At 32.1% G+C, this 24,081-nt stretch carries 20 protein-coding genes; 17 read left to right on the top strand and 3 right to left on the bottom strand.

The genetic code is table 11. The features are described 5' to 3' along the window. Positions 1–242 precede the first annotated feature (242 nt). The 11 genes from ACQY44_RS10580 to rpe all read left to right on the top strand — a co-directional run bounded on the left by ACQY44_RS10580 (position 243) and on the right by rpe (position 13,387). Positions 243–671 (top strand): hypothetical protein, encoded by a 429-nt coding sequence (locus ACQY44_RS10580; protein WP_428230323.1) that lies wholly within the window; start codon positions 243–245, stop codon positions 669–671. A gap of 230 nt (positions 672–901) precedes the next feature. After that, entirely contained in the window at positions 902–2,554 is a 1,653-nt protein-coding gene (locus ACQY44_RS10585; RefSeq protein ID WP_428230324.1) for a tetratricopeptide repeat-containing sensor histidine kinase, read from the top strand. A gap of 537 nt (positions 2,555–3,091) precedes the next feature. Continuing rightward, on the top strand, positions 3,092–3,232 hold the full coding sequence (locus ACQY44_RS10590) for a hypothetical protein (RefSeq protein ID WP_428230325.1): 141 nt from the start codon (positions 3,092–3,094) through the stop codon (positions 3,230–3,232). 288 nt (positions 3,233–3,520) lie between these two features. After that, positions 3,521–4,267 (top strand): LytR/AlgR family response regulator transcription factor, encoded by a 747-nt coding sequence (locus tag ACQY44_RS10595; RefSeq protein WP_428230326.1) that lies wholly within the window; start codon positions 3,521–3,523, stop codon positions 4,265–4,267. 196 nt (positions 4,268–4,463) lie between these two features. Further along, entirely contained in the window at positions 4,464–4,715 is a 252-nt protein-coding gene (locus ACQY44_RS10600; RefSeq protein ID WP_428230327.1) for a hypothetical protein, read from the top strand. A 203-nt stretch (positions 4,716–4,918) separates the two neighbouring features. Continuing rightward, positions 4,919–5,638: a hypothetical protein gene (locus tag ACQY44_RS10605; protein ID WP_428230328.1), complete on the top strand. Its 720-nt coding sequence runs from the start codon at positions 4,919–4,921 to the stop codon at positions 5,636–5,638. 19 nt (positions 5,639–5,657) lie between these two features. Beyond that, on the top strand, positions 5,658–8,399 hold the full coding sequence (locus ACQY44_RS10610) for a TonB-dependent receptor (protein WP_428230329.1): 2,742 nt from the start codon (positions 5,658–5,660) through the stop codon (positions 8,397–8,399). A 6-nt stretch (positions 8,400–8,405) separates the two neighbouring features. Further along, the gene (locus ACQY44_RS10615) at positions 8,406–9,632 is read left to right on the top strand and encodes a DUF4249 domain-containing protein (protein WP_428230330.1); all 1,227 of its coding nucleotides are present in this window, start codon (positions 8,406–8,408) and stop codon (positions 9,630–9,632) included. Continuing rightward, entirely contained in the window at positions 9,620–11,356 is a 1,737-nt protein-coding gene (locus ACQY44_RS10620; protein WP_428230331.1) for a hypothetical protein, read from the top strand. Before ACQY44_RS10615 ends, ACQY44_RS10620 begins: the two co-directional genes overlap by 13 nt. 127 nt (positions 11,357–11,483) lie before the next feature. Continuing rightward, on the top strand, positions 11,484–12,347 hold the full coding sequence (locus ACQY44_RS10625; protein WP_007804760.1) for a sigma-70 family RNA polymerase sigma factor: 864 nt from the start codon (positions 11,484–11,486) through the stop codon (positions 12,345–12,347). A gap of 377 nt (positions 12,348–12,724) precedes the next feature. Beyond that, positions 12,725–13,387 carry a ribulose-phosphate 3-epimerase gene (gene rpe, locus ACQY44_RS10630; protein WP_428230332.1) on the top strand — a complete coding sequence of 221 codons (663 nt, stop codon included), beginning with the start codon at positions 12,725–12,727 and terminating at the stop codon, positions 13,385–13,387. Positions 13,388–13,478: 91 nt separating this feature from the next. Here the strand turns inward: rpe and ACQY44_RS10635 are convergent, their stop codons facing one another. Continuing rightward, on the bottom strand, positions 13,479–14,318 hold the full coding sequence (locus ACQY44_RS10635) for a helix-turn-helix domain-containing protein (protein ID WP_428230333.1): 840 nt from the start codon (positions 14,316–14,318) through the stop codon (positions 13,479–13,481). Between the two features lie 85 nt (positions 14,319–14,403). On the opposite strand from ACQY44_RS10635, the gene ACQY44_RS10640 reads away from it, so the two are divergent. Beyond that, positions 14,404–15,960, top strand: a complete 1,557-nt coding sequence (locus ACQY44_RS10640) for an MFS transporter (protein WP_428230334.1) — start codon at positions 14,404–14,406, stop codon at positions 15,958–15,960. Here ACQY44_RS10640 and ACQY44_RS10645 read toward each other — a convergent pair. Beyond that, on the bottom strand, positions 15,947–16,729 hold the full coding sequence (locus ACQY44_RS10645; RefSeq protein ID WP_428230335.1) for a DNA/RNA non-specific endonuclease: 783 nt from the start codon (positions 16,727–16,729) through the stop codon (positions 15,947–15,949). The genes ACQY44_RS10640 and ACQY44_RS10645 overlap by 14 nt on opposite strands. Before the next feature lie 142 nt (positions 16,730–16,871). Then, a complete protein-coding gene (locus tag ACQY44_RS10650; RefSeq protein ID WP_428230336.1) occupies positions 16,872–19,058 on the bottom strand; it encodes a carboxy terminal-processing peptidase in 2,187 nt (728 codons plus the stop codon). Between the two features lie 211 nt (positions 19,059–19,269). On the opposite strand from ACQY44_RS10650, the gene surE reads away from it, so the two are divergent. The 5 genes from surE (at position 19,270) to ACQY44_RS10675 (ending at position 24,077) form a co-directional block, all read left to right on the top strand. Continuing rightward, entirely contained in the window at positions 19,270–20,049 is a 780-nt protein-coding gene (gene surE, locus ACQY44_RS10655; protein WP_428230337.1) for a 5'/3'-nucleotidase SurE, read from the top strand. Continuing rightward, positions 20,042–20,314 (top strand): hypothetical protein, encoded by a 273-nt coding sequence (locus ACQY44_RS10660; protein ID WP_428230338.1) that lies wholly within the window; start codon positions 20,042–20,044, stop codon positions 20,312–20,314. The genes surE and ACQY44_RS10660 overlap by 8 nt, the downstream gene beginning before the upstream one ends. Positions 20,315–20,382: 68 nt before the next feature. Beyond that, positions 20,383–21,501, top strand: a complete 1,119-nt coding sequence (gene lpxB, locus ACQY44_RS10665) for a lipid-A-disaccharide synthase (protein WP_428230339.1) — start codon at positions 20,383–20,385, stop codon at positions 21,499–21,501. A 12-nt stretch (positions 21,502–21,513) separates the two neighbouring features. Then, positions 21,514–21,999: a C40 family peptidase gene (locus tag ACQY44_RS10670; protein WP_428230340.1), complete on the top strand. Its 486-nt coding sequence runs from the start codon at positions 21,514–21,516 to the stop codon at positions 21,997–21,999. A 56-nt stretch (positions 22,000–22,055) separates the two neighbouring features. After that, positions 22,056–24,077, top strand: coding sequence for a ComEC/Rec2 family competence protein (locus tag ACQY44_RS10675; RefSeq protein ID WP_428230341.1), 2,022 nt, complete (start codon positions 22,056–22,058; stop codon positions 24,075–24,077). Positions 24,078–24,081 lie beyond the last annotated feature (4 nt).

A 24,081-nucleotide genomic window follows, 5' to 3' on the forward strand; every position in this document is an offset into this window, starting at 1 on the left:
AGATCTTAGTTTACTAAAGGTTTATTCATAGAAAACCCCAATTCATTTAGTTGAATTGGGGTTTTTCGTTTTTTTTTCAAACAATACAATCCTTTTAACAAAAAGAACGAACAAATTGCTTGCTTTAACAAAAAATAATCAAAATAAGTTAAAAAAAACAACATTACTTTTACCGTTTATTCAAAGAAAAAAAATACCTTTAGCCTACCAAAAATAAAAATATTAACCCTAAAAACCCTATTATGGACGATCAAGTTATCCAGATTACTAAAATCAACTCCGAAGATTTTATATTTAAAGACAAACAAAATATAACTTTTCCAATTCCTCCGCTGGCTTCGGCAAACTTTTATTACAAAAATGGAGTACAAATCTTAAAAACCTGTGCTACGATATATATCAATTCTAAAGGAACAGAAAAACCTACAGTACAAAGAACAACAGAGGAAGATGGTATTCTAACAATTTATTACGACTACGAATGGGACGAGATCTCTCCAGAGACTTATAACGTCTATTACATCGAAACAGACTATACCTCAGACACTGTTGGAGATATCACAGAAGTTATCACTTACTTAAAATATACACCTTCAACAACTGTTGTTGGCGGGGGAGATGGAGATGATCCTACAACATCAAGAGGCACAAAGACAAGTATAGGGGTTTAATAGAAAATAAGTACCTAAGTACTCCTATTATTTTATATCTGATTTTTTAAATAAATGATTATCATTTTATAGAAAATATTTAATCATTTTAAAATCAACAATCATAAATCATTTATACAACCACATTTTTAGTGATTTTATAAAATATCATAATGATTCAAAAAATACAAAATCTTCTCTTACTGTTTCTGTTTTTACCCCTAATGGTTTTTTCACAAAAAGAAAAAAAAATGAATTATTTTGAGATTGCAATTCAAAAAAAAGCAACTTCATCAAAAAGCGAAATTAATTTTAATAAAGCTCAAGAATTTTTTTTTAAAAAAGAGTGGGACTCTACATTAGTGTATTCTATGAAGCAACTAAATTCTAATGCTGATATAGAAACAAGACAATATTGTCATTATTTTAGAGGCTATTCATTAATGATGAAAGGACTCTACAAACAAGCACGTATTGAATTTGGCCTAATAAACAAATCTTTCCAATATTATTATCTAGTAGATAATAATATTGGAATATTGTTTTATTTTGAAAAAAAATTCGAAAAAGCAATTGTTTTTTTTCTGAAGGCTGAGGAGCAAATATTAGATCATAATGATGAAAGTGAAATAGCTGATATATACACATCCATTGGAATCTGCTTTTTATATTTAAAACAATATACTAAGGCAGAGTCTTATTTTAAAAAAGATGAACTTACTAACCCCAAGCAAGTCACAAAAAGTGTCATCCGATCTTACATAAATATTGCAAATCTTTATTATTTACAATACAAAGACACACAAGCTATATACTATTTTAAAAAGGCGTACACGTTATCTAAAAACATAAAAGATTTTAAGGTTAAAGAAAACACAGCATTCAATATGGCAGTGATAGAAGAGAATAGAGGTAATTATAAAAAAGCTCTAGTCTATAGAAAGGAATCCGCTCAATGGACAGATTCTCTTAACAACCAAAACAAAATTTGGGCTGTCGCTGATTTTGAGAAAAAATTTGCGGTTACACAAAAACAAAAACAAATTAAAGTTCTTCAAGTTGAGAACGAGCTTAAAAACACTCAACGCAATGGCTTCTTTTTTATCGCAATAGGATTATTATTAATTTTAACCGGGGGAGTTTATCTCTACGGTCAGAAAGTAAAAAATGCGAAAACTATTTTACTACAGAAAAATAAACTTGACGAACTTAATGCTACTAAAGATCAGCTATTCTCAATAGTAAGTCATGATTTAAGATCTTCTGTAAATGCCTTAAAAACAAGCAATGCTAAATTATCAGCAACGCTCGAAACCAAAAATTATGATGAGCTACATCAACTTATCATCCAGAACAGTACGATTGCCAACGGAGCGTATAGCTTATTAGACAATTTACTGCATTGGGCAATGCTACAAACCAAACAACTGTATTTTCATAAGGAATCTATTCATTTATATTCTATCGTACAACAAATCGAATACAATTACAAACCTTTACTTCTGGACAAAGCAATTACTTTTGAGAATTCGGTTTCGAAGAATATTTTTATTTATGCAGATCTCGATTCACTAAAAATTGTACTTCGCAATTTATTAGACAATGCTATTAAATTTTCTAACGAAAAGGGTAAAATAAGTTTTTATACGCAAGAAACTACCCCTGATTTCTGTGATCTTATAATTGAGGATAACGGAATAGGAATGAACGAAAGCACGATTAAAGAACTCTTGCAAGAAGGTGAACTTTTAGCTAAAAAAAGTGGTTCTGAAATTATAGGAACCGGTTTAGGTTTGCAACTGTGCAAACAAATGATCAAAAAAAATAGCGGAACATTAACTATAGAAAGTGAGATCAATAAAGGAACTAAAATGATCTTAAGTTTCCCGAAAACGATTGTTTAAAAATCCATGCAATGATTTAAAACTTTTTTTTTTAAATTAAGCACCATTACAGAGGTTGCTTAAAAAGACAATCTCTTCTGTTTTTTCTTTTGTTCCACAGGAACATTTCATTGGCAGAACACTACATTGTTATCGTTATTTTACGTTCCGTAGGAACGTTTGCTTTTACAACATCATTTTTTTTTAAAACAATCTAACATATCAAACGTTCCTACGGAACGTAAACGTGATTGACTACTGTTTTTCTACCGATGAAACATTCCTACGGAATGACAAACCGGTATAAAAAGTAAAAAGTTCAGTTTTCATTAAATAATTATAAGAACGGGGCAGTCTTAAAAGTTGTGACAGCTCTGTATTCTCATAAAATTAAATCTGTATTAATTTTTAGTAAAAAAATCCCCCTCTTTTATACAACACGCTATTAATAAAACCAATAGATTCATTTCAGTCTAAATTATCCTACATTATTTTTATACTTGTATTCTTTTTTTGTTTATTTTTATTTTTATTTCTATAACTAAAAAATAAAATACCATGAAAAACAAAGCAATACAAACAGCAAACACTTCAGCGCTAAAAAACTTCACTCCTCTTTCCAGAAAACAATTACAAACTATTGCAGGAGGAGAAGATCCAAAAACATCTAGAGGTACAAAAACAAGTGTTGGAACTTAATCAACAAGCACTTCACTAATTTTTATTCCCTCTAAATCTAGAAGATAATTTAATCTTACAAGATCCTAATCTTTTATACAAAAAAAAGATTAGGATTTTCCTCTCCTATATTATATAAAACAAATAAACCCCTCTAGATTTTCATCAAAAAATTAACAGTTACATCTTTATTTTAAATAAATACTCTTAAAAAATACTTTTTTAACAATTCTTATTTCTATAATAATTCTTTACTTTACTTCATTAAAAAATACCACATACATACTTGCTCCCCAAAAACAAGAAAAAATGGATAATATTAATGTTTTAATCATAGAAGATACTCTTGAACAAAGTGATGCGCTTGCCAAGGTTTTACTTGACAACAATTACAATATTGTAGGCGTTGCTAAGAACTTTACAGATGCCTTAAAGCTTTTTTACGAAAAGACTACAGATGTAATTATTATCGATGTTTTTCTGGACGGAAAACCAGACGGAATTACTTTTGCTGAATCTATCAACATAATCCCAAACGCCTCAAAACCTTTTGTGTTTTTGACCAGTTCGCAGGATCGCCAAATTTTTGAAAGGGCAAAACTCACCAAGCCATTTAGTTTTTTAATGAAACCTTTTAATGAACTGGAGATTCTTTACGCCATCGAAATGGCCGTCGAGAAATTCTACGCTCAAGCCAATGTCTTTATGAGCGAAGGACAAGACACTGTCATTAGCCATGATTATTTATTTATAAAGAAGAAAAACTCCTTAAAAAAAGTAGCCATCAACGACATTCTTTATATTGAAGTCGAAGAACGCTATTGCAACATCATCACTCAGCAGGAAAAATTCGTAATTCAAATCTCACTGACCAAAATAAGTGATTTATTAGATAAAAATAAGTTCGTAAAAACACATCGAAATACAATCGTAAATACGGATAAAATTGAAGAAATTATTCTGGCAGACAACCTTATTATTCTAAAAGGCGATCATAAAATAAATCTAAGTGATACTTATAAAGACTTTATCAAAAAAATGAACATTTTGTCTTAAACTAAAAATCAAAAAATAATCCCCATACAAATCCTCTCCATTCCGGGAGGATTTTTTTGTTTCAACGAAATATTGCCCGCCATCAGGGCTTTTGAAAATTTCATGACATGAAAAAGGGCTTTCATGACATTTTTTATTTCAAACGAAAAAATCAAATTTACTTTTATACCCAGAAACCCCAAATGTAAAACCATAAATGAGAATCGTATTAAATACACCACCAGACATGAAAGTTTTATCTCTTCTAAAAAAAATAAAAAATAATCCCTGGGTTGGTATTGCTGTTTCTCTAACGTTAATTATTCCGAGTTTATATGAAATTCTCGATGATGTCACTGTTCCAAGAAAGGAATATATCTTATTAGTGATTGCATTTCCCCTTTATATCAAATCGCTAAAAAAAATATTCGATAATATGCTGGATGTCTACGATGATTTATCTGAATAAAAAAACTTGCCCTTTTTTCAATAAAAACACTTCAACTTATTTTTAAGTCTGGGTGTTTTTTCATTTTTAAATCAAACCATATTTAATTAAAAATTCACATTCAACTAAAAAATAACAAATTTTAACAACAATAAAGCAATTATTAACATTTTTTTGATATTTTTGAAAAGCTATAACCAAAAACATTCAAAATAACCAATCCTTTGAAAAAAATTCAAAAAAAGTCCCTTTATCTTATTCTATTTGGAATATTATTGAATACTTATACTACTTATTGCCAAACCAGCAATGAAATCGCTGCCTACAATTGGTTTGATAAAAATCTGGGTGTAGAAGCACTGGATTTTGAAAATGGACCAGCTCATTTAAATTTTGACAGAACCATCAGCAATCACAATCGTTATTATATTTCTGAGGATTTTAAAAGAGGGAGCATTCGTTATAACGATCAGGATTACTTTGATCTACTCTTAAACTATGATACTTATAATGATGAACTGGTTGTAAAACCTTATGGCGAATCCAACACCACAAAAATCAATCTTATTAAAAACAATGTCAGCTCTTTTAAAATAGGAACTGAAAATTTTGTTAACCTTAAAACCCTAAATTCAAGCCCTTTTAGAAAAGGGTATTATGAAGAAGTTTTGGTAGGAAACAACATGATTCTCTATATAAAGTACTATAAAGAGAAGAAAAAAAACAATAAAGAAGAAGTTGATTTGATAGAATTCATACCTAAACATGAATTTATACTATTAAAAGAAAACAAATTTCAACCGATTAATGATAAAAAAGAAATCCTCGCCGTATTTCCAAATAGCAAAAGAAAAATAAATGATTTCTACCTTCTGTATAGAAACTTAAAAAAGGAGAACACTCCGCTATTCATGAAGAATCTATTAAAATACATCAATAATTAAAATCAGTAGAAATTATCCAATGAGAATATTTATCATCTTTATATTATTTTTCGGTTTTAATCCATTACTCTATTCACAAGATCAAAAAAATAATCTTAATCTTAGTTATAGCAATATCAACAGGATAGAAGTTTTAAAAAAAATAGAAGCGTCTACTGACTATAGGTTTTATTTTCAGGAGAATTGGTTCGACACTACTATATTAGTATCCGGAAACTTTTCGAACAAAACCATACAGGATGTCTTGATTAAAGTTTTTGAAGACACTGATCTTAACTTCTTTATAGATAAAAACAAGATCATCCTAACCCAAAACAGCATCATTTACGATAAGCCTCAAAACAACAAGACAAAGGATCGCAATGTCCCGGTCTTTTTTCAGCAATACGATTCTGTTACAAAAAACAAGACCGAAAAAACGGCTCCAATCGCATTAATCGGTAAAGAAACGATAGATTCTGAGATTGATTTCTATACGCTTTCCGGTCACATAACGGATCTAAAAGATAACAAACCTTTAGCGGATGTAAAGGTTAAGGTAAAAAATACGACAATTTCAACGTTAACCAATAGCGAAGGTCTTTACAGCTTAAAACTTCCCGTAGGTTTAGCCACAATCGAAATTGAGTCGATACTCTACAACAATACTTCCCGAAAAATAATGATTTATAGTAACGGTACGTTGGACTTTTCTATCATCGAAAAAATAAATCAATTAAAAGAAGTTGTCGTAAAAGGAAAAAACAGCCAAAACATCAGAACCGCCATAACAGGTGTTACAACAATAGAAGCTGAAGGCTTAAAAACGGTTCCGTTAATTCTGGGAGAAAGAGATGTGCTAAAAATTGCCTTAACTATTCCGGGAATAAAAACGGCCGGAGAAGGTTCTTCGGGGTTTAATGTAAGAGGCGGAAAAGAAGATCAAAATTTAATGTTACTCGATAATGGAACAATTTACAATCCTGCGCACCTGTTTGGATTTTTCTCTTCTCTTAATCCTTACACGATAAACAAAGTCGACATTTATAAAGGTGGGATACCATCAGAATTTGGAGGCCGATTATCCTCTGTTTTTGATATAACTTCTAAAAACGGCAACACCGAAAAATTTTCAGGAGAGGGCGGTATTGGTCCCGTAACGAGTAATCTTACTGCTTCTATTCCCGTAGTAAAAGGAAAAGCGAGTTTATTAGTAGGCGGAAGAGCAACTTACTCTGACTGGATTTTAAAATCGTTAGATGATGAAAACCTAAAAAACAGTCAGGCTTCTTTTTATGATTTATTTGCAAAGTACAGTCATAAAATAAACAAAAACAATTCAGTTGAAGGTACAGGCTACTACAGCAAAGATAAATACAGCATAACACCCGATTCTTTGTACCAATACAGCAATCGTCTTATTTCATTGAAATGGAAGCATTCTTTTAATGAGAAAAACAACAGTGAACTGAATGTGACAAACAGTGAATATAAATTCAGTATTGATTATGAATCTGTTAATCCTGAATCTTTTATTTTTAAATATAAAATAAATGAAACTCAGGCAAGTTTGAAATTCAATAGTGAATTGAACAGCACACACAAATTTACTTACGGAGTAGCCAGTAAATTATATAAAGTTAATCCGGGAGAAATAAATCCAAACGGAACATCTTCTTTAGTGAACCCCATAAAAATTGACGATGAAAAAGGATTGGAATCAGCCTTGTTTTTTTCTGATAAATTTAAAATTACCGAAAAATTATTATTAGACATTGGAGCCCGATATTCTTATTATGTAGCCCTTGGTCCCTCTACCCAAAATATTTATGAGGATGGTGTACCAAAAACGCCGTCTACTGTAACAGAAAAAAAAGTATACGCTAATAATGATGTTATAAATTCTTCCGGAGGTTTTGAACCGAGAATAGGATTACGTTATATTTTTGATGAAAGTCTATTCGTTAAAGCCGGTTTTGATAAAAACTATCAATACATTCACTTATTAACCAATAACACTACGCAATCACCTACTGATACTTGGAAATTATCTGATTTGAATGTAAAACCTGAAAGCGGGTTACAATATTCTCTGGGTGTTTTCAAAAAACTGGATTATCAGGATATCGAATTAAGTCTTGAAGGATATTATAAGACATCTAAAAACATATTAGATTACAAGGTGGGTGCAAACTTACTTTTAAATCAAAATCTAGAGACTGAATTACTGCAAGGTGAAGGCAAAGCGTATGGTGTTGAATTTTTGCTAAAAAAATCAGTTGGAAGGCTTAATGGATGGATTGGATATACGTACTCAAGAACATTTATAAAACTGGACAGTCAGTTTAATGATGAAAAAGTAAATAATGGCGCATTTTTTCCAACTAATTTTGATAAACCTCATGATTTGAGTATCGTAATGAACTATAAATTTACGCATCGCTATAGTTTCTCTTCGAATTTTGTGTATCAAACAGGACGACCAATTACATATCCCATCGGGAAATATACTTATAACGGAGCGGAATACACGATGTATAGTGACAGAAACAAATACAGGATACCAGACTATTACCGATTAGACATTGGGATAAATATCGAAGGAAACCATAAAATAAAAAAACTGGCACATAGTTTCTGGAATATCTCTGTTTATAATGTGTTAGGACGCAATAATCCCTATTCTATCTTTTTTGTAACAAAAGAAGGACAGGTAAAAGCCTATCAAACTTCTATATTTTCTGTTCCAATACCAACTATTACTTATAATTTCAAATTTTAAAAGGTGATGAAAAAAGTCTTTCTATATAGATTACTGGTAACATTAATGCTCTCATCGGTATTGGGGTGCACTACTCCATACCAATATCAAACTAATGGGTTTGAAGATGCTGTTGTAATTGAGGCAACGCTTACGAACCAATTTAAAAATCAAGAAGTAAAATTATCAAGAACATACAAACTTGATGAAAAAACGCCAACCTTTGAGAGTAAAGCTGTAGTGTATATAACAGATGACATGGGCAATAAGTATGATTTTCAGGAGAACGGAGAACTATATACTTCTTTAAATCCATTTCAAGCTAGCCCGGATCATAGCTATCAATTGCATATACTTACCAAAAATGGAAGATCATATATTTCAAGCACAGAAAAATTACCGCAGCAAACTCAGATTAACAATTTAGAGTCTAAAGCAGTAACAAAAAATGGTCAACTTGGTGTAGAAATTACCGTAAACAGCGCAGATCCTACCAATAATTCCAGATATTACAGATACGAATACGAAGAAACCTATAAAGTTATTGCACCAAAATGGTATCCTCAAAAAGCAGTTCCTGTGCTTTTTGCTCCTGGTTCAAATCCAAAAGGAAGAGTCGTTTTAGAAAACAGAACATCAGAAGCCAGAATTTGTTATTTAAATCAGACATCTAATGAATTAATCTTAACAAATACTAACCAACTGAGCGAAGACAAAGTGACTGATTTTCCTGTTAGATTTATCAGCAGTAAAGATCCCATTATCAGAAACAGGTATAGTATATTAGTAAAACAATATGTCCAGACTCTTGCAGCCCATACTTTCTTCGAAACATTAAAAGAAATATCCAATAACGGAAGTATTTTATCCCAAACTCAGCCTGGTTTCTTTTACGGAAATATTAAACCTGTTGACAATCCGGGAGAAAAAGTGATCGGATTTTTTGAAGTATCTTCTTATTCAGAAAAAAGATTGTTTTTTAATTTCTCTGATGTTTTACCCGGACAGTTTGCTCCGGATTATCAGTATGATTGTCCAGCACCAATTCCTGAAACAGAAATCAGCAATTATTTGTTTAAATATTGTTTTGGCTCATCCCCTGTTTGTCAAGGAGATCTCATTCTGGATTTACTCGGCACAGGAAAAAAAGTATATTTCCCGGACGAGAGCGGAGATTACATATTATACCCTATAGAATGCGGAGATTGCACTTCATTTTCATCAAACATAAAACCATCATTTTGGATAGATTAAAACATATATTATTTATAGCGCTGGCAATTGGTTTTCAGCAAATTTCGTTTGCCCAGAAAACCAATTCTGTTATTGAACTGAATGAAATAGACAAAACGTTAAACGAGTCGCTTTATATCAGTACAAATGCCAATTCATACTTAACGGGGGAAACTTTATTCTACAAGGTTTTTTGTATTGACAAATCGACAAATAAAGTTTCAAAACACAGCAAAGTTGCCTATTTACAACTGATTGACAGCAATAAAAAAACCATTTTTACCCATAAATTATTTCTTGAAGATGGCACCGCTAATAGTGATTTTTTTATTCCTACAACGGTCGAAACAGGAAACTACAAATTAATCGGCTATACCAATTGGATGCTCAATAAAAAAGTTGCAGAATTTTGCACTGTTGACCTCTATATCGTAAATCCATATAAAGAAAATAAAATAAACACAATTCCTCAGAAAGAATTAAATCTTTCAAAAAATATAACAAATGAAAATATAGCTTTCGATTTAAAAAACAAAACATATGCAAACAGAGATTTAATAGAATTCAAAATCAATACCTATTCTGATGATTTTATTAAAGGTAATTACAGCCTTTCGGTAAAAAAAGAAGATGGTTTTTTATCTCAAAACAAAACAAGCTTCAAAGAACTGCAAATAAACAATCTCAATAAAAATTCTGATTCCGAAATACATCAAACCGATTTTATACTACCGGAATTACGCGGTGAAATAATTTCAGGAAAAATATCCTCGACTAATGCAGAAACTAAAAACAAAAAGATTGCACTCTCTATAGTAGGCAAAAATTATATTTTAAAGTTAGCTAAGACCGATTCTGAGGGCAAATTCATTTTTAATCTCGAGAAATCCAATTCAGGTTCCAATATAATAGTTCAGATTATCGAGGACAATAAGAAAGATTATACGATTGAAATCGACAAGCCAAAAGAAATCGATTTTTCAACCCTGACATTTCCTGCTCTTCAGTTCAATTCAGCATTCAGGCAAAACATTTCTGAAAGAGTTATTGCCAGTCAAATAGAAAACGCCTATTATAATATCAAAAAAGACAGCGTATTAGCTTCTAACGATACCATTCCTTTTTACGGTAACTTATCAAAAGAATATAAACTGGATGCTTATACCAGATTTCCAACTGTGGAAGAAACCATTACTGAGGTTGTATATGGCACCTATTTTACAAAAAACAAAAATAATTATGCTATTCATGTTTACGACTACGATCCCAACTATGAATCCGAACTGCCTGCACTAATTGTTGTTGACGGATTAATCATAGAAGACCTGAATGAGCTCTTTGCCTATAATTCTAAAAACATCTATAAAATTAACGTCGTAAAAGGCATTTACTATTATGGAGCAAAATCTTTTAACGGTGTGGTTGTATTTACTACCAAAAACGGAGATTACGAAACGAAACTGAAAGGTAGTTTTATCATAAGACCAGAACTATTAAGACCTCAGTCTAAGAAAGAATATTTTCAACCGGATTATGCCAATACTAAAAGTGCCAGAATTCCTGATTACAGACATCAACTATTATGGCTTCCCAAAGTTGATTTAAGCAATTATGATTCAAAAATAAAATTTTACACATCCGATGTATCTGGTAAATTCGAAATAATATTAGAAGGATTTTCAGCTGGCGGAAAACCCGTTTTTATCAAGGAAATTATAGATATACAAGACTCAGGGCTGAATTAGAACTTTTATAATGCTCCGATAAAAGAATTAATTTTACATTAAAATATTTTTTTTTAATAAAATGTAACCTTTTCCTATCTTCTTACGTATAACTACTTGTACACTTAAAAATTGAGGAGACAAAAACATGAGACAACTTAAAATCACCAAGCAGGTAACCAATCGTGAAACTGCATCGTTAGACAAATACCTACAAGAAATTGGAAAAGTTGACCTAATTACCGCTGATGAAGAGGTAGAATTAGCACAAAGAATAAAGGCTGGTGATCAAAGAGCTTTAGAAAAATTAACAAAAGCCAACCTACGTTTCGTTGTATCGGTTGCTAAACAATATCAAAATCAAGGATTAACTCTTCCGGATTTAATTAATGAAGGAAACTTAGGTTTAATTAAAGCGGCTCAACGTTTTGATGAAACTCGTGGTTTCAAATTCATCTCTTACGCTGTATGGTGGATTCGTCAATCGATCCTTCAGGCTTTGGCTGAACAATCCCGTATTGTTCGTTTACCATTAAACAAAATTGGTTCTATCAATAAAATCAACAAGATGTATGCTTTATTAGAGCAATCTAACGAGCGTCCGCCTTCTGCTGAAGAAATTGCAAAAGAACTTGATATGACTGTAAATGATGTAAAAGAGTCTATGAAAAACTCTGGTCGTCACTTATCTATGGATGCCCCTCTTGTTGAAGGAGAAGATTCTAATCTTTACGACGTTTTACGTTCAGGAGAATCTCCAAATCCTGACAGAGAACTAATTCACGAATCATTGCGTACTGAAATTGAGCGTTCATTAGAAACATTAACTCCTAGAGAGGCTGATGTTGTTCGTTTGTATTTTGGTCTTGGCGATCAACATCCAATGACTTTAGAAGAAATTGGAGAAACTTTCGACTTAACCCGTGAACGTGTTCGTCAGATTAAAGAAAAAGCAATCCGTAGATTAAAACATACTTCAAGAAGTAAAATTCTTAAAACTTATCTTGGGTAATCACCCCAAAAACCAATATAAAATTCCAAATTCCAAATATTGGGATTTGGAATTTATTGTGAAATTACGTATATTGGTTATTAAAGCAAACAACAGTTTGATTGACTGTTCGTTTTTTGATTGATGATTGAAACTCCGGCTGATTACCGGAGTTTTTTATTGGCTTGAATTAATGCTTTTTTCTCGCAAAGTCCACAAAGTTTTTTTTTCGTTGAGGATGTAGTTCGCAAAGCTTTGCGAACTTTTAATTTTACTGAAAATCATTTGCAAACCCTTTGCGAACTCCGCGTAAATCTTTGCGGACTTTGCGGTTAAATTTCAATGTAAATCATAAAAAATCTATCTTTGCAAAAAAACAACACACACACAACTACACAATGAAGAATACACTTATTGCTCCTTCTGTTCTTGCAGCTGATTTTGCCAATTTACAACGTGATATCGAAATGATCAATAACAGTCAGGCTGACTGGTTTCATATTGATATTATGGACGGCGTTTTTGTTCCGAATATTTCTTTTGGGATGCCCGTTTTAGAAGCAATTTCAAAACACGCTAAAAAATATATTGATGTACATTTAATGATCATTGATCCAGATCGATACATTAAAACTTTTGCTGATTTAGGCGCAAATGGCCTAACGGTACATTATGAAACTTGTACACATTTACACAGAACACTACAGGCTATTAAAGCCGAAGGAATGAAAGCTGGAGTTGCTATTAACCCTCATACCAATATTGACTTGCTGGAAGACGTTATAAACGACATCGACTTAGTTTGTGTTATGAGTGTGAATCCTGGTTTTGGAGGACAATCCTTTATTGAAAACACGTATGATAAAGTAAAAAAACTAAAAGCTCTAATCACTCGTAAAAATGCTTCAACAATTATTGAAATTGATGGTGGTGTAACCAGTAAAAACGCCAAACAATTAGTAGAAGCCGGAGCGGATGTTCTGGTTGCGGGAAGTTTTGTTTTTAAAGCAGAAAATCCAACTCAAACTATTGCAGGGTTAAAAACTTTGACTACTTTTTAAGTTTAAAAAAATCAAAATTATAAGCCGAAGATCAAATCTTCGGCTTTTTTTATATTAATTCTAAAAGTATAATTATAGTTTTGAAAAGCAATTAGTTCAATGAAATTTTAGCTTTTCTATATCCGGTCAGACTAATATTCTTATGTTTCTTAAAAAATTTATTGAGATGACTTTCGTCAGAAAAACCAAATTCAGCAACAATTTCATTAATTCTCCTATCACTAAAGCTCAATCGATGCTCTATTAATCGTATTTTATAATTTGAAGTAAAAGACTGAACCGTTTCACCACAATGATGCTTAAAATAACTTCCCAGATAAGTGCCAGACAGGTCAAATTTCTCTGCAATCGAAGAAGCTTTTAACTTGTCAGGAAAAAAAATATTAGACTGAATGTAATTAATGATTTCCAAAATTCTTTTATCTGCACTTACTTTGATCCCTTCCGGTTTTATTTTTGCAATGTTTCTCGCAGCAATTACAATTAGGGCATTTACATAATGTGTAATTAAATCCTCATCATAAATATCGGCATTATCGATAGCATGCATTAGTGATTCTGCTATTGATTTCACCAGGAATTCATCTTCTTTCCGTTTCAGGATACAGCCCGATAAATGTGAAGCATAATGCAATAAACATTCGATATGATCAATACTTTTTGAACGATAATCTTTGACATACTCACTATTAAGCCTGACCAGCAAAAACTCCGTTGTGTTTACAATATCAAAATTGTGATAATCATTTGGCGTCAGCAACATTAGATTTCCGGTTTGATAAGAGATACAATTGCCATTGATCTTAAGAAATCCATTACCTGAAATAACATAAACCATCTGAAAAAAGCTGAACTGCGAATTTACAATTGGACATTCATCTACTTTTTTATACATTACTTCTACAGATTGATGCATATTTTCTTTTCTCATCTTGCAAAAGTACTTCTTTATCCTTTAATTGTACTGAAAAAAGATTACTATTCAGTTTATTTTTGCTAAAAATATGTAAAATACAATGAAGCAAAAAAATTACTCCGGCAAAAACACGATCGTTTTAATTGCTATCTGTCTCGCCACATTAATGTTCTCTCTGGAGATTTCAAGTGTACCGGTTATACTGCCCACCCTCGAAAAAGTTCTACACGCCAACCTCAGGGATATGCAATGGATTATGAATATTTATACTATTGGGTGTACAACTGTTTTAATGGCAGCCGGTACTCTGGCTGATCGATATGGAAGAAAACGCATTCTCTTAATTACTTTAATTTTATTTGGAATCTCTTCTTTAATTTGCGGTCTGGCACAAAATGTAACTTTACTGGTAATAAGTCGTTTCTTTCAGGGAATAAGTGGTGGTGCAATGTTAATTTGTCAGGTAGCTACTTTATCCCATCAATTTCAGGAAGGAAAAGAACGCAGCAGGGCTTTTAGTATTTGGGGGATTATTCTTGGCGTTGGTTTAGGATTTGGCCCCATAATAGGAGGGTCTATCATAGCCATACTGTCGTGGCAATGGGTTTTTCTCATACATGTTCCAATTGCAGTTCTTGCCGTGATTCTTGTGTATGGTTATGTAGACGAGTCTAAAGATTCTAATGCAAAAAAAATGGACATTTGGGGTATGATTACTTTATCTGCCTCAATCTTCGGCTTAACGTTTTTTATTATACAAGGACCGGAACTTGGTTTTACCAGTTTTACTGCTTTGGTTGTTATACTCTTGACGATAGTCAGTTTCATTCTATTTATATGGATCGAAAAAACAAATCAGTACCCTATGTTTGATTTTTCTGTTTTTAAAATCCGCAATTTTTCAGGTGCTATTTTGGGTTCTGTTGGTATGAATTTTAGTTTTTGGCCCTTCATAATTTATTTACCAATTTATTTCCAGAGTTATTTGGGCTATGATGTAGTAGCAGTTGGCCTTTCTTTACTCGCCTATACACTGCCTACATTAATCATCCCTCCTTTTGCCGAATATCTCTCCGTTCGATATCGTTCAGGAATTGTTATTCCGCTAGGATTGTTTGTGATAGGACTTGGTTTTATTGTCATGAGATACGGCAGCATTGCAGAGAATGCCAGCTGGCTAACCATGCTTCCGGGATCTTTACTGGCAGGAATTGGCTTAGGATTAACCAATACTCCGGTAACGAACACCACTACAGGCTCGGTTTCTTCAAACCGTTCCGGCATGGCTTCAGGAATAGATATGAGTGCACGATTAATTACTTTATCTATTAATATTGCGCTAATGGGGTTTATTTTGGTAGAGGGAATTTTCTCTTATTTAAATACTGCCTTTTCAGGATCTATGAGTAACGCAAAACTTCATGCTGTCTCAGAGAAAATAGCAGCAGGAGACTTCACCTCTCTCCATCAGGATTTTCCGGCACTAGCTACATTAGATTCCTCTGAATCAATTGTACATGCTGCTCTTGCCCACGGTTTTGAGATGATATTATTTTACGGAGGTTTTGGCGTCTGGATTTTAGCTCTTATGAGTTTCATACTATTTAACCCTAGAAAAACACAAGGTCCTTTATCAACTTTATTTAAAAATCCTTAGTAGCTTTTAAGTTCTTCAAATTCGGAAAGAAATCAATACCGGTCATTTGTTCTAAGGTTTCAATTGGAACTACAAAATCATAAAGCGACTTATTGCTATTCTCATTTGGGACCAAAAAAGCGATTGCCTTATGTTCTTTACCGGTTTTAGCTAAAATAATTTTATAAAAATATTTAGGGACAGCCACTTTTTCTGTCCCTATTTTTTTATCCGAGTCTTTCAAAATCCCACCAGTTACAACATAAATATCATTGTATTTACTGGACCAATAACGTGTTTTTTGTTCTAGCCTGTTCCAGATTCCACTATTAAAATCATGATCCTGAGGCGAAATATTAGAGGTGTAAAATGTATCATTATAAGCATTCTGGTCAAATTCCATATCTCCGGCAGGGCAAAGATGCCCCTTATCATATCCTGACTTTTTATAATTTCTCCAGTCTGCAGAACCAGTTGTTACTTTAGGGTCATCAATAAAATAAGGTCGCTTATAATTTGCATTTTTCAAATACTCCTTCTTTAATTCATAAGCAACCCATTCCGCTTGTTCAAACTTTTCATTATAAGAAAGCGTATAGTACCTATGTTTTACGATTTGTTTAGTCGTCGATGTAGGCAAATAAGCGACTGTATAAGTAGAATCCGTACTATTCTGATTGGCAAGAAAAGTAGATTCCTGATGTTGCATCACTTGATTTTGTTCTTTTATTTCATTTTTACATGATAACAAAGTAAAACCAATCAAACTTAAAACAATATAATTCTTCATCTCTCTATTTTTTCTTCCAATATTCAACAACACAACAAATACAAATATTGACTACAGGCATATTTTATAAACTTACAAAAAAAACGCTCCAAAAAGTTTACGTTTTTGGAGCGTTTTAATAACAAATTAATTCTTTATAAAATTAAGACTTTACCAATTTATCTTTTTTCATTTTAGGAGAAACGGATCCTTTTACCATGCTACCTTTAGTTTGCAAATCATCTAAAACATTCAACGCCTCTTCAACATAAACATCTTTAGATAATGCCTGATGCCACGCTTCTCTTTTTTCTTTTAAGGTTGCGTCACTATTCATTTCCAGTTCTTCGTATGGTAAAGATTTAAAAACCAGATTGTTTTTATAATCTGAAATTGGTTTGTATTTTTTACCTTCATTTTCAACTTGTTCCTGAGTAGCTTTAAAGTTCTTAATATTTAGGCTATAGGTGTTCTCTTTATTTTTTACGTCAATCCATTTTGCATTGTCTTCAATCAATTTGAACTGAGCATTTTGTGCAATTCTCGCTTTACTGTTTTCTATCGCCTTCGTAAAATTTTCGTTCGATTTCCATGTACTATAATCAGCAGGATCTATTTTATCCCATGGCATAGCGTTGTCAATATCGCGTTCTCCCATTTTTAGATAAGCATAGCGATCTGGCATTACAACATCACTATGAACACCTTCTAATTGTGTAGAGCCACCGTTGATTCTGTAAAACTTTTGTCCTGTTATTTTCAAAGCTCCTAAATCACCATAGTTTGCATTACGAACAAATTGATTTAAATCAAGAACATTTTGCACAGTTCCTTTTCCATAAGTTTGTTTACTACCAATGATAACACCACGTTTGTAATCCTGAATTGCGGCAGCCAAAATCTCTGATGCCGAAGCTGAGAAACTATTTACCATAATTACTAACGGCCCGTCCCATTCGATTTTTTTATCCTTATCGTATAAAACTTCTTTCTTTTTACCTGCTGATTTTACCTGAACAATTGGTCCGTCTTCAATAAAAAGACCTGCAATATCAACAACTGTAGATAAAGATCCTCCTCCATCATCACGAACATCAAGCACAATACCATTGATATCTTCTTTTTTCAGTCTTTCCACTTCAAGAGCAATATCTTTTCCGGCATCACGGCCATCTTTATTTTCAAAATCGATATAAAATTTAGGCAGATAAATTACTCCGTATTTTAATCCGTTTCTTTCTACGATACTAGATTTAGCATAAGTTTCTTCAATTTCAACGACATCTCTGATAATCGAAATTACCTTAATAGTTCCATCTACTTTTTTAACCGTAAGTTTTACTTCCGTTCCTTTATGTCCTTTAATTTTTTTCACCACATCGTCTAAACGCATTCCTACAACATCTACAGGCTCGTCGTTTCCTTGTGCAACTTTCAGGATTAAATCTCCTGCTTCAAGTTGTTTTCCTTTCCATGCCGGACCACCTGAAATCAACTCATCGATTTGGGTAAAATCATTTTTCTTGGTCAGTCTTGCGCCAATACCTTCTAATTTTCCACTGATATTTACGTCAAAACGATCTTTTTCTTCCGGAGCAAAATAACTTGTATGCGGATCAAAACGGGTCATTATTGAATTTACATAAACAGAAAACCAATCTTCTTTATTCAGATCCTTAATAAGACTAAAATTATCATCTAGTGATTTTAACGAACTATCACGTGTCTCTTTTTCTAAAGTTTCAAAAGATTTCACTTTATAATTAGGATCTGCTTTCTTTTTATCTTCTTCTAATTTTTGCTTCGTTACAATTGATGAAAGAGTAGACAATTTAATTTGTTTTCTCCATCTTTCATTAATCTCTGTTGCATTTTTTGCATAAGGCAACTTATCATAATCAGCATTAAAAGTTTCATCAACATCATAGTTGAAAGGTTGCGCTAAAATAGTCTTATAACGTTTTTTGCTTTCTTCCATACGTTTCATCAATCTTGTATAGGTAAGATTGAAAAACGTTAAATCCTTATTCAAAAACTGATCGTCTAACTGCAACTCATATTGTTTGAATTCATCAATATCAGATTGCAAAAAGAATCTTTTTGAAGGATCTAATGCCTCAATATAATCTTTAAAAATTCCTTTAGAAAATTCATCATTTATTTCAGCAGGACTGTAATGTCCTTTTTCGATAACGAATGCGAGTAATTCTAAAAGTGTTTTATCTCTATTTGGGTCCGGATCTACTGACTTGTCTGCATTTATCTTAAAAGCAAACAAGGTTAATGACAAGCATAATACGGCTATAAGTATTTTATAATTTCTTTTCATAAATTTAATAATAGCATTCATCAATTTTTTAATCTAAGTTACGGTAAAAACTATGCCAACAAAGCCAAGCTCACTATAATTTTTTGTTAAAGATATAAAAATGTTTGATGTCCAAAAGTCTTCTTGAATTTAGTTTACAATTTTTACTTATTTGTTAGTATTCTACCAAAATCTGTTACTACATTTGTTTTTATAAGCTTTAATTTTGATAAATTAGAATAAAAATCGCAGCATGAAAAATGAAAAACCACTAATATTAGTAACCAATGACGATGGTATTTTGGCTCCGGGAATCAGGGCTTTAATAAGCGTAATGGAAACAATTGGCGAAGTAATCGTGGTCGCTCCGGATAAACCACAAAGTGCCATGGGGCATGCAATTACCATAAATAATACTTTATTTCTTGATAAAATTTCAAAAGAAGGAGATCCAATAACCGAATACAGTTGTTCAGGCACTCCGGTTGATTGCGTGAAATTGGCCGTAAATGAGATTTTAAAAAGAAAACCGGATTTGTGTGTTTCAGGAATTAACCACGGAACAAATTCCTCTATAAATGTAATTTATTCCGGAACAATGAGCGCTGCTGTTGAGGCGGGAATAGAAGGCATTCAGGCCATTGGCTTCTCATTATTAGATTTTGACTGGAACGCTGATTTTGAACAAATAAAATCATTCGTTAAAAAAATCACCCTGGAAACACTTCAAAACAAACTGCCTCCGGGTGTTGTTTTGAACGTTAATTTCCCGAAACTAAAAGAAAAAGAAATTAAAGGAATCAAAATCTGTCGTCAGGCAAAAGCCTACTACGCACAAAAGTTTGACAAACGACAAACCCCACACGGGAAAGATTATTACTGGCTAACCGGTAAATTTACCAACGAAGACCAGGGTGAAGATACTGACGAATGGGCTTTAGAAAACGGCTATATTTCAATAGTTCCCGTTCAGTTTGATTTAACGGCACATCATTCTATGCAACAACTTAATACCTGGAAATTAAATGAATAAAAAGGATATACTGATTGGTTTTATGATTGGAATTTTTACTGCTTTATTAGGGAGTTATTTGTTCGTTACTTTTTTTACAAAATTTGATTTTTCAACAGGAATTCAAACTATAAAACAGCATGGATATTTAGGAAAAGTAATTACTATAGGAACGGTTTTAGATCTTGCTGTTTTTGGAATCCTGCTAAAAAGAGACGAAGAACTTATGGCCAGAGGCGTTGTCTTGGCAGTGATTGTTCTTGCTATTTCTACTTTATTTATTTAAATCTTATCTTTGCTTTACAAAAAAAATGTTGTGTTTGAAAATTGAAACACACTTTCAAGAAAATTCATATGAAATATTACATAATAGCAGGTGAAGCCTCCGGAGATCTACACGGTTCAAATTTAATGAAAGCATTATATGAGGAAGATCCTCAAGCCGATATTAGATTTTGGGGAGGCGATTTAATGCAAAAAGCCGGAGGAACATTAGTAAAGCATTATCGTGAATTGGCTTTTATGGGTTTTATTGAAGTGGTTTTTAATCTGAAAACTATTTTAAACAATATCAAAATCTGCAAAAAAGACATTACAGAATTCCAGCCTGATGTTTTGATTTTTATTGATTACCCGGGCTTTAATATGCGTATTGCAAAATGGGCTAAAGCTTTACATTATAAAACGCACTATTATATTTCACCTCAAATTTGGGCATGGAAAGAAAACCGAATTAAAGCAATCAAACATGACATTGATAAAATGTTTGTGATCTTGCCTTTCGAAAAAAGCTTTTATGAAGACAAACATCATTTCCCGGTAGATTTTGTTGGACATCCGTTAATTGATGCCATTCAGAATCAGCCTCCTTTTGATGAAGTTATCTTTAGGAAAGAAAATCAATTAGGTGACAAACCTATTATTGCTGTTTTACCCGGAAGCCGCCAACAGGAGATCACCAAAATGCTAAGTGTTATGCTAAGTGTTGCAGATGATTTTCAAGAGTATGAATTTGTAATTGCAGGTGCTCCAAGCCAGGATTTTGAGTTTTACCAACAATTTATCAGCAATAAAAACATTAAATTTATTTCGAACAAGACATACGACTTATTGCGTTCTTCTACCGCAGCTTTGGTCACTTCAGGAACTGCTACTCTAGAAACGGCACTTTTTAAGGTTCCGGAAGTGGTTTGCTATAAAGGAAGTGCTATTTCATATCAAATTGCAAAACGTATTATAACTTTAAAATACATTTCGCTTGTCAATTTGATTATGGATCAGGAAGTTGTGACAGAATTGATTCAGAGTGATTGCAATACAAAACGTATTAAAGAGGAATTACAAAAATTATTAGAGCCAAACTATCGCGAAAAGCTGTTGAAGAATTATGATATTCTGGAGCAAAAATTAGGCGGAGTTGGCGCCAGTAAAAAAACTGCAAAACTTATTGTTGCCGATTTAAAACAATTTTAAAGATTTTATAGTTTGAAAAAAATATACCTTTTCCTCCTTTTATCAATCCTTTTTGCGTCTTGTAAATCGGCTTCAACTGCTGTGAGCAAAAAGGAATCGAAACGGGAAAATAAATATATTGTCAATCATGTAATCGAAAAAGCAACTGACAACATTGGTGTTCGCTATAAAGCCGGCGGCACAACAAGAAATGGCTATGATTGCTCTGGTTTAGTTTACACTTCATTTGAGTCAGAAAACATCAAATTGCCAAGACCATCTTACGAACAAGCAAAGGTTGGAAGAATAATACAATTTAACGATGCTCAAAAAGGCGATTTAATATTCTTTAAAACCAACAGAAGCAAACAAATTAATCATGTTGGATTAATTGTTGAAGTAAATTCGAACGAAATAAAATTTGTGCACTCATCAACTTCTAAAGGAGTGATCATTTCTTCTACAAAAGAAGCTTATTATCAAAATTCTTATGTACAAATTAATAGAGTTATCGAATAAATCGGCTTAAGCAAAATATATTCTTTTTCTTACAAAATATTTAATACTTTTAAAACATGAAAGTATTAGATTTCCCTTTAGCCAAAATAACCATTTTGTTTATTATCGGCATTTTGTTTTGCTATTATCGCGAACCTTCACTTGATGTTGCCGGAGCGCTCTTCATTGTTGGGATTGTGCTTTTTTTAGTCTCTTATTTTCTAACTCAAAAAAATAAAAAACGCTATCTCTTTTTTGGGTTAAGCACTTATTTTATTTCTTTTTTCATTGGTGCTTTAACTTTATTATTTCATACCAGTTCACTTCAAAAATCAAATTACATTCATAGCCACAGTGCTTTTGAAAATCCAAAAGCCATAACATTTACTTTACGGGAAAAACTCAAAAGCAATACTTATAATGACAGATTTACTGCCATTATAAACACGATTGACAACAAAACATATTCGGGAAAAATAATCGTCAATATCCACAAAGACAGCACTGAAAATCTAATTATAGGAAATGTTATAAAAGTTACAACTACTTTACAACGCAGCAATTCAAACAAAAATCCGAACCAATTTGATTACGGTAAATATTTGGCTGACAAGCAAATTTATGCACAAGTGTATATCAACAAAAGTGAAATCAGCCTTAACAAAAAACTTAAAAAGGATATATGGTATTATTGTGGCAGGTTACATTCCCGAATCGTTCGTAATCTTGAAAAAGCTAATTTTAACAATGAAGAAATGAATGTCGCTCTGGCGCTCATTTTAGGCCAACAACAGGAAATTTCTTCTGATATTATTCAGGATTATCAATATTCAGGAGCTACACATATATTATCCGTTTCAGGACTGCATGTGGGTTTTATCATGCTTTTCATCAATTTTATTCTAAAACCAATTCCGAATACAAAAAAGGGCTCTCTTATAAAACTCCTTTCGATTTTGCTATCCCTGGCTACATTCGCTATCATTTCAGGATTGTCCCCATCTGTTTTACGTTCTGTAGTAATGTTTTCTTTTTTAGCGATTGGTAATCATTTACGCAGAAATGGAAGCATTTATCATACTCTATTAGTTTCTATTCTTTTAATATTACTGTTCGAACCTTATTTTCTATTTGATGTTGGTTTTCAGTTGAGCTATCTGGCACTTTTTTTTATAGTTTGGCTGCAACCTGTCTTAAAAAATATCTGGAAACCAAAAAATAAAATTCAAACGACTGTCTGGAATGCATTAACTGTTTCGTTTGCAGCACAAATTGGCACCTTACCTCTTTGCCTGTATTATTTTCATCAGTTTCCCGGATTGTTTTTTGTTACCAACATTATCATTATTCCGCTATTGTCTTTTATAATGATTGCCGGTATTATAGTAATGATTGTCGCCCTTTTTATTTCTCCGCCAATACTGTTAATTGAAGTTTTTGAAAAAAGCATTTATCTTTTAAATCAAACCATCCATTTTATAGCTTCATTTGAATCGTTTGTTATAAGAGATATCAGCTTTAATTTTTATTTCTTAATCACTTTCTACTTACTTATTATTGCTTTCATTATCTGGAGCAAAAAACCTGGTTTCAGTAAAATATCATTTTTATTAATTACAATAATCTTAGTCCAAATTTCTTTCATCTACACCAAAAAAGAGATCGAAAACAAACAAGAACTGATTGTTTACAATGCGAAGCGAAACACTCTAATTTCAGTAAGAAAAGGCAAAAACATTTCACTTTTTACAAATGACACACTTTCGAAAAATAACATTTTGAATTCATATATAGTAGGGAATTTTGGAAAACTAAAATCAACGAATACAATTAAAAACACTTTGTTTTTTAACGGAAAAAAAATCTTTATCATAGATAGTTCAGGAATTTATGAAAACAGAATTCAGCCAGATATACTGATCTTAACTCAGTCTCCAAAAATAAATTTAGACCGTATTTTACAAGATTTACATCCAATAATAATAATTGCCGATGCTTCCAATTCTTATTCAATTCAAAAGAACTGGAAAATAACATGTCTTAAAAAAAACACCCCTTTTCACGCAACGAGCGAAAAAGGATATTATAAATTAGAGTAAAACT

Source organism: Flavobacterium sp. (genome assembly GCF_965277525.1).
GTDB lineage: Bacteria > Bacteroidota > Bacteroidia > Flavobacteriales > Flavobacteriaceae > Flavobacterium.

Coding starts and splice junctions, on each gene's coding strand:
- ACQY44_RS10580 (WP_428230323.1), top strand. CDS start 243: ATGGACGATCAAGTTATCCAGATTACTAAAATCAACTCCGAAGATTTT.
- ACQY44_RS10585 (WP_428230324.1), top strand. CDS start 902: ATGAATTATTTTGAGATTGCAATTCAAAAAAAAGCAACTTCATCAAAA.
- ACQY44_RS10590 (WP_428230325.1), top strand. CDS start 3,092: ATGAAAAACAAAGCAATACAAACAGCAAACACTTCAGCGCTAAAAAAC.
- ACQY44_RS10595 (WP_428230326.1), top strand. CDS start 3,521: ATGGATAATATTAATGTTTTAATCATAGAAGATACTCTTGAACAAAGT.
- ACQY44_RS10600 (WP_428230327.1), top strand. CDS start 4,464: ATGAGAATCGTATTAAATACACCACCAGACATGAAAGTTTTATCTCTT.
- ACQY44_RS10610 (WP_428230329.1), top strand. CDS start 5,658: ATGAGAATATTTATCATCTTTATATTATTTTTCGGTTTTAATCCATTA.
- ACQY44_RS10615 (WP_428230330.1), top strand. CDS start 8,406: ATGAAAAAAGTCTTTCTATATAGATTACTGGTAACATTAATGCTCTCA.
- ACQY44_RS10625 (WP_007804760.1), top strand. CDS start 11,484: ATGAGACAACTTAAAATCACCAAGCAGGTAACCAATCGTGAAACTGCA.
- rpe (WP_428230332.1), top strand. CDS start 12,725: ATGAAGAATACACTTATTGCTCCTTCTGTTCTTGCAGCTGATTTTGCC.
- ACQY44_RS10635 (WP_428230333.1), bottom strand. CDS start 14,318: ATGAGAAAAGAAAATATGCATCAATCTGTAGAAGTAATGTATAAAAAA.
- ACQY44_RS10640 (WP_428230334.1), top strand. CDS start 14,404: ATGAAGCAAAAAAATTACTCCGGCAAAAACACGATCGTTTTAATTGCT.
- ACQY44_RS10645 (WP_428230335.1), bottom strand. CDS start 16,729: ATGAAGAATTATATTGTTTTAAGTTTGATTGGTTTTACTTTGTTATCA.
- ACQY44_RS10650 (WP_428230336.1), bottom strand. CDS start 19,058: ATGAATGCTATTATTAAATTTATGAAAAGAAATTATAAAATACTTATA.
- surE (WP_428230337.1), top strand. CDS start 19,270: ATGAAAAATGAAAAACCACTAATATTAGTAACCAATGACGATGGTATT.
- ACQY44_RS10660 (WP_428230338.1), top strand. CDS start 20,042: ATGAATAAAAAGGATATACTGATTGGTTTTATGATTGGAATTTTTACT.
- lpxB (WP_428230339.1), top strand. CDS start 20,383: ATGAAATATTACATAATAGCAGGTGAAGCCTCCGGAGATCTACACGGT.
- ACQY44_RS10675 (WP_428230341.1), top strand. CDS start 22,056: ATGAAAGTATTAGATTTCCCTTTAGCCAAAATAACCATTTTGTTTATT.